The following is a 10,273-nucleotide window of genomic DNA, read 5'->3' as shown; positions in this document are numbered from 1 at the left end:
CACGGTGACCGAGAAGCGCCCGCTGCTGACCGGCACCGGCGCGGTCATCCGCTACCGGAACCTCGTCGGGCAGCGGTACGTCGCCCTGACCGAGGGTGCGGGCGACGGCACCCGGCTGCGGCCCGGCGCGACGATCCCGCTGTCGCGGACGCAGCCCGCGCTGGACCTGAACGCGCTGCTGAACGGCTTCAAGCCGCTGTTCGCCGCGCTCAGCCCCCAGGACGTCAACCAGCTCGCCACCGAGATCATCAAGACCCTCCAGGGCGAGGGCGGCACGGTCAACAGCCTGCTCGCGCACACGGCGTCGCTCACCACCACCCTCGCCGGCCGCGACCAGCTGATCGGCTCCGTGATCGACAACCTCAACACCGTGCTGGAAACGCTCGACAAGCGCGGCGCCCGCTTCTCCGGGCTGCTCAAGCAGCTGCGCCGGGTGATCTCGGGGCTGTCCGCCGACCGCAAGCCCATCGGGAAGTCACTGGTGAGCATCGGCGACCTGACGGAGGCGACGTCGGGACTCCTCGCGGACGCCCGCCCGCCGCTCAAGGACGACATCGCCGAGCTGACCGAGCTCACCGGAACGCTGAACAGGAACGAGAAGACCGTGGAGGGCGTGCTGAAGCGGCTGCCGAACAAGCTCAACGAGCTGACGGGGACGGCGTCCTACGGCTCGTGGTTCAACTTCTACCTCTGCGACTTCGACGGCCGGATCGTGCTGCCGAAGACAGGTGAGGTGCTCACTCCGGAGCTGCATGTGGCGAGGGCGAGGTGCGCCGGATGACCGTCCCGCTGCGCAGGAAACGCAGGCCCCGCCCGGAGCCGCTGGTCAAGGTGCGCATCGACCCGCCGCGGCTGCCGCGCATCCGGCTTCCGCGGATCGGACGCCGACCGCGCCTCATCCCCTTCCGGGAGCGGAATCCCGTGACGATCGGCGCCGTCGGTCTGATCACCCTGGCGCTGCTGACCGTGGCGGCGTTCAACGCGGACAGCCTTCCGGTGATCGGTGACGGCGAGCGGTACAGCGCGGCCTTCGCGGAGGCGGGCGGTCTCAAGCCCGGCGACGAGGTGCGGATCGCCGGGGTCAAGGTCGGCAAGGTCGAGGAGGTCGACCTGGACGGCGACCATGTCAAGGTCACCTTCAAGGTCAAGGGCGACCCGGAGTTCGGCACCGCGACCGGGGCCTCGATCCGGGTGCAGACCATCCTCGGCGCCAAGTACCTCGCGCTGCACCCCAAGGGGCCGGGTCAGCTGGAGCCCGGCAGTGAGATCCCGCTGACGCGGACCGTCCCGGCGTACGACGTGGTGCAGGCGTTCAGCGATCTGACCACCACGACCGAGGAGGTCGACACCGACCGGCTGGCGACGGCCCTGGACACCATCTCCACCACCTTCCAGGACTCGCCCGCCGAGGTGCGGGCGTCCATCAAGGGCCTGTCGAAGATCTCCCGGACGGTCGCCTCGCGCGACAAGGCGCTGCGCGAGCTCCTCGACCACGCCAACGGGGTCACCGGCGTACTGGCCGAACGCTCCGAGGACTTCACCGCCCTGGTCGACGACGGCGACAAGCTGTTCAAGGAGATCAGCAAGCGGCGCAAGGCCATCAGCAAGCTGCTGAAGTCCTCCGCCGCGCTCGGCGTCGAACTCTCCGGCCTGGTGGAGGACAACGACAAGGAGATCGGACCCGCGCTGAAGGGCCTGAACCGCGTGGTCGAGATGCTCGAACGCAACCAGTCGAGCCTGGACCGCAGCGTCCAGCTGCTCGCCCCCTACGTGCGGGTCTTCACCAACACCCTCGGCAACGGCCGCTGGTTCGACTCCTACGTCCAGAACCTGGTCGCCGCCCCGGTGGTGCCGCGCACGGGAGGCTCGCGATGAGGAAACGTCTGGCGCTGCTGCTCGCCCTGGCCCTCGTCGCCGGGCTCGCCTTCGTCCTGTGGCCCCGCCCCGAGAAGGTGCAGGTCACCGCCTACTTCCCGCGCACCGTCGGCATCTACCCCGGCTCGGACGTCCGCGTTCTCGGGGTCCGGATCGGCGAGGTCCGGAAGATCACGCCGGAGGGCGGCCGGGTGCGGGTGGAGCTGGAGTACGACGAGGGGCGCAAGGTGCCGGCCGACGCGCAGGCCGCGATCATCAACTCCTCGGTGGTCAGCGACCGTTACGTGCAACTGCTGCCCGTGTACCGGAGCGGTCCGGTGCTGCGGGACGGCGCCGTCATCCCCGAGTCGCGTACGGCCGTGCCGGTCGAGCTGGACCGGATCTTCGACAGCCTGCACACCACGGCCGAGGCGCTCGGCCCCGACGGCGCCAACAAGGACGGCTCCCTGTCGCGGCTGCTCGGGGTGAGCGCGGACAACCTTCAGGGCCAGGGCGGGAACATCCACCAGACGGTGAAGGACCTCTCGGAGGCGGTCACCACGCTGTCCGACGGGCGCGGGGACCTGTTCGGCACCGTGCAGAACCTGCAGGTGTTCACGGCGGCGCTGGCGGCCGACGACAAAAGCGTGCGGTCGTTCAACACCAGCCTCGCCAAGGTGGCGGAACAGCTCGCCGGGGAACGCAAGGATCTCGCGGCGGCGCTGCGCAACCTCGGTACGGCGCTCGGCGACGTGTCGGCGTTCGTGAAGAAGAACAAGAAATCGCTGACCTCGAACGTGAAGGGCCTCAGCAAGGTGACCAAGGTGCTCGTCACCCAACGCGCTGCGCTGGAGGAGCTGTTGGAGGTCGCCCCCACGGGTCTGTCGAACCTGCAGAACGCCTACAACGCCTCCTCCGGCACCCTCGACACCCGCAACAACCCGCAGCACCCGCAGGATCCGGCCGCCCTGCTGTGCTCCGTACTGCGGACGACCGGCGACGAGGGCGGCGAGAACCCCGACTGCGCGGAGCTGCAGAAGCTGTTCGACTCGCTGCCCGAGGTGCCGAGCGAGCCCGCGGTGTCGGGCACGGTCGACCGGACCCTCGGCGGAATCCTGGAGGGCGAGGCATGAGCGGGCTGCGCAAGGGCGGTGCGGTCGCCTGGGCGGCGGTCGGTTCGCTGCTGCTGTCGGGCTGTGAGTTCAACGGCTGGTACGACGTCGAGCTGCCCGGCGGCGCGGCCTCGGACGGCCGCGCCTACCGCGTCACCGTCGAGTTCCGCGACGTCCTCGACCTGGTGCCGCAGTCGGCCGTCAAGGTCGACAACGTGACCGTCGGCGCCGTCGAGAAGGTGGAGCTGGAGGGCTGGCATGCGCGCGTACGGCTGCGGGTCGCCGACTCGGTGCAGCTGCCCGGCAACGCGGTCGCCGAGCTGAGGCAGACCAGCATGCTCGGCGAGAAGTACGTGGCGCTGTCGGCCCCGCCCGGCACCGCCCCCGTGGGCCGGCTCCGCGACGGCGACCGCATCCCGCTCAGCCGCAGCGGCCGCAACCCGGAGATCGAGGAGGTGCTGTCCGCCCTGTCCGCGCTGCTCAACGGCGGCGGGGTGGCCCAGCTCAAGACGATCACCGTGGAGCTGAACAAGGCCCTGGAGGGCCGCGAGAACCGGGTCAGGTCCCTGCTCAAGGAGCTGGACACGTTCCTCGGCGGCCTGGACGACCAACGCAAGGACATCGTCCGCGCGCTCAAGGCCGTCGACCGGCTCGCCAAGCGGCTCGGGAAGGAGAAGAAGACGATCGCCAAGGCCGTGGACACGATGCCGCCCGCGCTCAAGGTGCTCGCGGATCAGCGGCGCGATCTGACGAAAATGCTCACCGCTCTGTCGAAGCTGGGCAAGACCGGCACGAAGGTGGTCAACGCATCCCGGGACGACACGGTCGCCAACCTGAAGCAGCTGCGGCCGATCCTGCAACAGCTGAACAAGGCGGGCGACGACCTGCCCAACTCCCTCGAGCTGCTCACCACGTACCCCTTCCCGCGCAACGCGGTCGACGCCATCAAGGGCGACTACGTCAACCTCGGCATCACCGCGGACCTCGATCTGGCGGGCCTCTACGGCAACCTGGCGGAGGAGCCGGATGACAAGGGCGACACCCCGAGCGCACCGGACCTTCCGGATCCTCCGGATCTTCCCGACGTCCCCGAGCTCCCCGACCTGCCGAGCGTGCCCACGCCCACGCCCGGTCTGCCCGACGCCCCCGCCACCCCCTCCGCACCGTCCGGCGGTGACCTGCTGTGCCCGCCGGTGTGCACTGCCGGACACAGCACCCACCGGGGTCTGCCGCCGGGGATCGACCTCGCGCTCGCGGAGCTGATGCTGAAGGGGATACAGCCGTGATCACACGTACGGTCAAGGCCCAACTGCTCGCCTTCGCCACGGTCACCGCCGTCGGCGTGTCCTATGTCGGCGCCGAGTACACGGGCCTGGTGGACAGCGTCCTCGGCCGGGGCTACTCCGTGCAGGCCGAATTCGCCGACTCCGGGGGCATCTTCACCGGCGCCGAGGTCACCTACCGCGGGGTCCCGGTGGGCCGGGTCGGCGCGCTGCGGCTGACCGGTGCCGGCGGGGTCTCGGTCTCGCTCGACATCGAGGACGGCGCGCCGCGCATCCCGGCGGACACCCTGGCGGTGGTCGCGAACCGCTCGGCGGTGGGCGAGCAGTACGTCGACCTCCAGCCGCGTACCTCCGGCGGGCCGTATCTGCTTCAGGGCAGCACGATCCCCCGCGGCCGCACGCGCGTGCCGCTGCCCACGACGGACCTCGTGCTCAGCCTCGACCGGCTGGTCAACTCGGTCGGCAAGGACGATCTGCGGGTCACCGTCGACGAGCTGGGCAAGGCCTTCTCCGGCACCGGCCCGCACCTGAGCAGGCTGGTCGACTCGGGCAACGCGCTCGTGGAGTCCGCGTCCGAGTCGCTTCCCGAGACGATCTCGCTGATCGAGGACTCCCGGAAGGTGCTGAAGACGCAGGCCGACCAGGGCTCGTCCATCAGGGCGTTCTCGCGCGATCTGGCGTTGCTCACCGAGGAGTTGAAGTCGAGCGACGGGGACCTGCGCAAGCTCATCGGCAATGCGGAACCGGCGGCGGTCGAGCTCAACTCGCTGCTGAAGTCGATCGAGCCGCGGCTGTCGGTGCTGCTGGCCAACCTGATCAGCGGCGGGCAGGTCACGCTCGCCCGGCTGCCCGGCGTGGAGCAGGCCCTGGTCACCTTCCCGGTGGTGGTCGCGGGCAGCTACACCGTGATCCCCGGCGACGGCACCACTCACTTCGGCCTGGTGGTGAACGCCGACGACCCGCCGCCCTGCACCCAGGGGTACGGCACGGCCCGGCGGGACCCGGCGGACACCAGCACGCGCGAGGCGAACACCGACGCGCGCTGCACGGCCCCGCGCGGCAGCACCACCTCGGTGCGCGGCGCGCAGAACGCGCCCGGGGCGTCGTCCCGCGGCGGGGCCACCGACCAGGCGGCGTACGTCACGCCGTACGACCCGGAGACCGGCACTCTCACCGGCCCGGACGGAACGCCCGTCGAGATCGGCTCGACGGGCGGCCAGCAGACCGTCTTCGGAAAGGAGTCGTGGCAATGGCTGCTCGTCGGACCGATGGCATGAGCGGGCTCGTGATCCATGCGACCCGGAGCCTTCTCACCCGGGCCGGAAGCTCAAGGGCCCTGTCCGTGGGGCTCGTCGTGGCGACCGTCCTCTGCACGGCGTCGGCGCTCTGGCTGAGCAGCCGGCTCCACGACCAGCGCGTGGCGGAGCAGCGTCGGCAGGACGTCCTGGCGGCGGCCCGGCAGTCGGCGCTGAACTTCACCTCGCTCGACTACCGGCGCTACGACCGGGACAGCGCCAATGTGCTCAAGGGGGCCACCGGCGACTTCAGGAAGGAGTTCGCCGCGCAGACCGAGGAGCTGACCGAGCTCGTCGCGCAGAACAAGTCCGTGTCCGAGGGCCAGGTCCTCGACGCGGGCATCGTCCGCTCCGACGAGCGCTCGGCCCGGGTGCTCGTGGTCGCCGACAGCAAGGTGACCAACACGGCGGTGCCCAAGGGGGAGGCGCGCACCTACCGGCTGCAGCTCGACCTCGTCCACGAGGGCGGCCGCTGGCTGACCTCCGACGTCGAGTTCGTGGGCTGACCCCTGCCGTATCACCCAGTGAGGAGTAAGACCGTGGCGAAAACCACCACCCGAGGTCGCGGCTCCGGTTCCCCGACCCGGCACACGATGACGGCCGCGGCCCGCGCGGCGGCCAAGCGCGCGGAACGTGCGGAGCGGGGCCCGGCGACCGCCGTCGCAGAGCTGAGGCCGCTCGCCGGACGCACCGTGGTCATCGAGCCCCCGGACGGCTGGGACGATCCGCCGGAGCCGTCGCCGGAGGACTTCGACGCGGACGCCCTGGAGGAGACGGCGGCCGTGCGCGGCTCCCGGAGGGGGCTGCTCACCGCGATCCTGTGCGTGCTGCTGGTGGCGGGGCTGGTCGCCGTCGCCGTACTCGGGGTGCACTACCGGGAGGGCGTGCAGGCCGAGCAGGCACGCGCGCAGGCGCTCTCGGCCGCGCGCAAGGCGGCGCCCGTCGTGCTCTCGTACGACCACCGGCATCTGGACCGTGACTTCGCCGCGGCGCGCGCCCACCTCACCGGAAAGTTCCGCGACGAGTACGGGAAGACGACGCGGACGGTGGTCGGGCCGACGGCGAAGAAGTACGACGGGGTGGTGAAGGCAACGGTCGCGGAGCCGGCCGGCGGCGCCGCGGCGGCCTCCGTGGTGTCGGCCTCGGCGGACGAGGCGGTGGTCCTGCTCTTCGTCAACCAGGTGACGAGGAGCACCCAGGTGACCGGTTCCCGTGTGGACCTGAACCGGGTGCGGATGACGATGACCCGCACGTCCGAGGGGTGGAAGGTGAGCGCCGTCGACGCACTCTGAGCCACCGCCTCCGCAGCGCCCCCGCGCCCTCCGCGCGGGGGCGCTTTTTTTGCCGGTCGCTCTTGACAGCCCTCAGCGATCCCGGGCAGGCTTCCATTAAGCAGAAATGAACTTCCGCAATACGAAATAGCAGGAAAGGGAGCGCCGACCCCATGGGATTCACAGAGCAGCGCTTCACCGTCAACCTGTCGATCCTCTTCACGGAACTCCCGCTCCTGGAGCGCCCGGCGGCGGCCGCCGCGGCCGGCTTCACCGCGGTCGAGCTGTGGTGGCCCTGGATCGACTCCCCCACCCCCGAGCAGTCCGAGCTCGACGCCCTGAAGAAGGCGATCGAGGACGCGGGCGTCCAGCTCACCGGCCTGAACTTCTACGCCGGACAGCTCCCGGGCCCGGACCGCGGCGCCCTGTCCCTGCCCGGCGAGGAGTCGGCGAGGTTCCGCGCGAACATCGACGTGGCCGCCGGCTTCGCCGCCTCCCTGGGCTGCAGGGCGCTCAACGCGCTCTACGGCAACCGGGCCGAGGGCGTCGACCCCGCCGAGCAGGACGCCCTCGCGCTGGAGAACCTGGTCCTCGCGGCCCGCGCCGCCGACCGGATCGGCGCGATCCTGCTGATCGAGGCCCTGAACAAGCCCGAGTCGCCGTGGTATCCGCTGGTGTCGGCGCCGGCCGCCGTCGGGATCGTCGACAAGGTCAACGACGCGACGGGTCTGGGCAACGCCCGCTTCCTCATGGACCTCTACCACCTGTCCATGAACGGCGAGGACCTGCCGACGGTGATCGAGGAGTACGCGGCGAAGACCGGCCACGTGCAGATCGCGGACAACCCGGGACGCGGAGCGCCCGGCACGGGCTCGCTGCCCCTCGAGGACCTCCTCGACCAGCTGACGAAGGCGGGTTACGACGGCTGGGTCGGCCTCGAGTACAAGCCGGGCGACCGCCCGAGCGCCGAGGCCTTCGACTGGCTTTCCCGCTGAGCCCCCGTACTGAGAGGCACCCTTATGAGCAACACACTTCCCAAGATCTCCTGGATCGGCCTCGGCATCATGGGCTCCCCCATGTCCGAGAACCTGATCAAGGCGGGCTACGACGTCACCGGCTACACCCTGGAGCAGGAGAAGCTGGACCGGCTGGCCGCCGCCGGCGGTACCGCCGCCGCCTCCATCGCCGAGGCGGTCCGGGACGTCGACGTGATCATCACGATGGTGCCCGCGTCCCCGCAGGTCGAGGCCATCGCCTACGGCCCGGACGGCATCCTCGAGAACGCACGGTCCGGCGCCCTGCTGATCGACATGTCCTCGATCACGCCCCAGACGTCGGTCGACCTGGCCGCCGCGGCGAAGGACAAGGGCATCCGCGTCCTGGACGCCCCCGTGTCCGGCGGTGAGGCCGGCGCCATCGAGGCCGTGCTGTCCATCATGGTCGGCGGCGAGCAGGCCGACTTCGACCAGGCGAAGCCGATCTTCGAGGCGCTCGGCAGGACCATCGTGCTGTGCGGTCCGCACGGCTCCGGCCAGACCGTGAAGGCCGCCAACCAGCTGATCGTCGCCGTGAACATCCAGGCGTGCGCCGAGGCCGTGGTCTTCCTGGAGAAGTCCGGCGTGGACCTGAAGGCCGCGCTGGACGTCCTCAACGGCGGGCTGGCCGGGTCGACCGTACTGACCCGCAAGAAGGACAACTTCCTCAACCGGGACTTCAAGCCGGGCTTCCGTATCGACCTGCACCACAAGGACATGGGGATCGTCACGGACGCGGCCCGCACCGTCGGCGCGGCCCTGCCGGTCGGTGCCGTGGTCGCCCAGCTGGTGGCCTCCCTGCGCACCCAGGGCGACGGCGGCCTGGACCACTCCGCGCTGCTGCGCGCGGTAGAGCGCCTCTCCGGCGCTCAGTTCTGAGACCTCCGGGCGGCGCCGCCGCCGACACCTGTCCTGTCGCGCCCAGGCGACGGCACCGCCCGGAACCCACACCCCCTGGGCCGCGTCCGGTATCTGACGGGAGGTCGGATACCGGGCGCACAGCCCGCCGAGGCCGAGCGACCCGAATGAGGGGTGGTCGTTCGGACGGGGCGGGCACGGCGAGGACCGCGGCGGCGTGCGAGCCAGTGCGGTGGTGAAGGTCCCGAGGCCCCCTTCTCGACCTGAGGGAAGGCGCCCCGGTTCCGTCGCACCGCCGCGGTCCCAGCCACACCGACTCCGTCCGGTGGCGCGAATGTCCTGTCGCGCCCAGCCTCGCGCCGCCGGACGGCCACAACGTCACGCCCCCTGCCGCCCTCCGGCTGACGTGCGGATCCGCCCCGCCCGCAGCAACCTGGAGGCATGGCACACCCCACACAGCCCCCGCACGTCGTCGTGCACCCCCCGGCCCTCGACGGCTCCCGCCGGGTCACCTCGGGCGACGAGACCCTCGGCATCGCCACCCACCTGGACGACGTCGTCGAGATCCTGCGTCTGGCCGATCTGGACACGATCGAGGTCGAGGAGAGCGACCTCATCGAATGGCAGGGCGGCGGCCCGGACGACTGGCCCGGACTGTCGGAGCATCACGAGCAGCCCGGCACCGAATGACGCGTGTACATCAGGGGACGTACGCCGGCTACGGCACCCTCAAATCAACCTCTGAACCCGCCCCGGGATGCTTCGCCCCCGCGCCGACGCGGGCAGATACCCCTCACACGGGACCCGCCGGCACGGGGGTGGCGGGCCCCGTGGGTCGGGGGTGTGCCATGGGTGACGGAACGACGGACCGGCTGGCGCCGCACGACATCGCGCTGCTGCGAGGCGGCCCGCGCGCCGCCGTCACGGTCGCCGTGCTGGCGCTGCATCTGCGGGGCATCGTCGAAGCCGGCCGGCCGGGGACCCTGCGCAAGGCGACGCCGCCGGGCGCGGACGCCCCGGCCCCACTGCACCCGCTGGAGAAGGCCGTACGCGTCGGCCTCTACCGGCCCGCCGGCATACGAGAGTTGCTCGGCCGGTCGGTGGTACGTCGCGCCCTGGCGCGGATGCGCGGCGAACTCGCCGCGGCCGGGCTCCTGCGCTCGACGCTGCCCGGCCCGACCCGCACCGCCCGCCGCCATCTGGCGGCCCTCCGCGAGCGGCACCCGCTCCCCGCGCACCCGGACGGGCTGGTGGAGGAGGACCTGCTGCTCGCGGTCGCGCTGTTCGGCGACCGGGCCCTGACCGCCCTCCTGCCGCGTTTCGCCCACGCCTCGGGGCTCGTCGGCCGGAGCGTGCTCGCTGACGAGGGGCGCTTCCCGTTCGGCCGGGGCAACGACCTCCGCCGCACCTTCGGCGCGGAGGAAGCACCGGGCCAGGGCGACGGCGAAACCGGCGGGTACCACTACGGAGGCGGCGGGTACGGGTGCGGCGGGGGTGGCGGAGGCGGAGGCGGAGGCGGCGGGGACTGAACCCGACAACGACGACGAGGTGCCGGCTCACCCACGG

Annotated in this window: 11 protein-coding genes; all 11 read left to right on the top strand. The window is 71.5% G+C overall.

Features of this window, described 5'->3' with window-relative positions:
• On the top strand, positions 1-781 hold a 781-nt coding region (locus ACTWQJ_RS37385), incomplete at its 5' end, for an MCE family protein (RefSeq protein WP_443310895.1).
• Positions 778-1,875, top strand: coding sequence for an MCE family protein (locus ACTWQJ_RS37380; RefSeq protein ID WP_443310894.1), 1,098 nt, complete (start codon positions 778-780; stop codon positions 1,873-1,875). The genes ACTWQJ_RS37385 and ACTWQJ_RS37380, both read left to right, overlap by 4 nt.
• Positions 1,872-2,987, top strand: coding sequence for an MCE family protein (locus ACTWQJ_RS37375; protein ID WP_443310893.1), 1,116 nt, complete (start codon positions 1,872-1,874; stop codon positions 2,985-2,987). The genes ACTWQJ_RS37380 and ACTWQJ_RS37375 overlap by 4 nt, the downstream gene beginning before the upstream one ends.
• A complete protein-coding gene (locus ACTWQJ_RS37370) occupies positions 2,984-4,252 on the top strand; it encodes an MCE family protein (RefSeq protein WP_443310892.1) in 1,269 nt (422 codons plus the stop codon). The genes ACTWQJ_RS37375 and ACTWQJ_RS37370 overlap by 4 nt, the downstream gene beginning before the upstream one ends.
• Positions 4,249-5,526: an MCE family protein gene (locus ACTWQJ_RS37365; RefSeq protein WP_443310891.1), complete on the top strand. Its 1,278-nt coding sequence runs from the start codon at positions 4,249-4,251 to the stop codon at positions 5,524-5,526. Before ACTWQJ_RS37370 ends, ACTWQJ_RS37365 begins: the two co-directional genes overlap by 4 nt.
• Positions 5,493-6,050, top strand: a complete 558-nt coding sequence (locus ACTWQJ_RS37360) for a hypothetical protein (RefSeq protein WP_443310890.1) — start codon at positions 5,493-5,495, stop codon at positions 6,048-6,050. The genes ACTWQJ_RS37365 and ACTWQJ_RS37360 overlap by 34 nt, the downstream gene beginning before the upstream one ends.
• Before the next feature lie 33 nt (positions 6,051-6,083).
• Entirely contained in the window at positions 6,084-6,836 is a 753-nt protein-coding gene (locus ACTWQJ_RS37355; protein ID WP_443310889.1) for a hypothetical protein, read from the top strand.
• A 152-nt stretch (positions 6,837-6,988) separates the two neighbouring features.
• On the top strand, positions 6,989-7,810 hold the full coding sequence (locus tag ACTWQJ_RS37350; RefSeq protein ID WP_443310888.1) for a TIM barrel protein: 822 nt from the start codon (positions 6,989-6,991) through the stop codon (positions 7,808-7,810).
• Positions 7,811-7,834: 24 nt separating this feature from the next.
• The gene (locus tag ACTWQJ_RS37345; protein WP_443310887.1) at positions 7,835-8,728 is read left to right on the top strand and encodes a 2-hydroxy-3-oxopropionate reductase; all 894 of its coding nucleotides are present in this window, start codon (positions 7,835-7,837) and stop codon (positions 8,726-8,728) included.
• Positions 8,729-9,148: 420 nt separating this feature from the next.
• Positions 9,149-9,397, top strand: coding sequence for a hypothetical protein (locus ACTWQJ_RS37340; protein WP_385515177.1), 249 nt, complete (start codon positions 9,149-9,151; stop codon positions 9,395-9,397).
• Between the two features lie 158 nt (positions 9,398-9,555).
• A complete protein-coding gene (locus ACTWQJ_RS37335; protein ID WP_443310886.1) occupies positions 9,556-10,236 on the top strand; it encodes a TIGR04222 domain-containing membrane protein in 681 nt (226 codons plus the stop codon).
• The last annotated feature ends 37 nt before the right edge of the window (positions 10,237-10,273 follow it).

Origin of the sequence: Streptomyces sp. KR55 (genome assembly GCF_052245645.1) — a bacterium.
Lineage (GTDB): Bacteria > Actinomycetota > Actinomycetes > Streptomycetales > Streptomycetaceae > Streptomyces > Streptomyces flavusporus.
The sequence above is the reverse complement of the archived record's forward strand: the minus strand, read 5'-3'. Positions and strand labels throughout refer to the sequence as shown.

Excerpts from the sequence above, each read along its gene's own strand:
- ACTWQJ_RS37380 (WP_443310894.1), top strand. The coding sequence starts at position 778 with ATGACCGTCCCGCTGCGCAGGAAACGCAGGCCCCGCCCGGAGCCGCTG.
- ACTWQJ_RS37375 (WP_443310893.1), top strand. The coding sequence starts at position 1,872 with ATGAGGAAACGTCTGGCGCTGCTGCTCGCCCTGGCCCTCGTCGCCGGG.
- ACTWQJ_RS37370 (WP_443310892.1), top strand. The coding sequence starts at position 2,984 with ATGAGCGGGCTGCGCAAGGGCGGTGCGGTCGCCTGGGCGGCGGTCGGT.
- ACTWQJ_RS37350 (WP_443310888.1), top strand. The coding sequence starts at position 6,989 with ATGGGATTCACAGAGCAGCGCTTCACCGTCAACCTGTCGATCCTCTTC.
- ACTWQJ_RS37345 (WP_443310887.1), top strand. The coding sequence starts at position 7,835 with ATGAGCAACACACTTCCCAAGATCTCCTGGATCGGCCTCGGCATCATG.
- ACTWQJ_RS37340 (WP_385515177.1), top strand. The coding sequence starts at position 9,149 with ATGGCACACCCCACACAGCCCCCGCACGTCGTCGTGCACCCCCCGGCC.
- ACTWQJ_RS37335 (WP_443310886.1), top strand. The coding sequence starts at position 9,556 with ATGGGTGACGGAACGACGGACCGGCTGGCGCCGCACGACATCGCGCTG.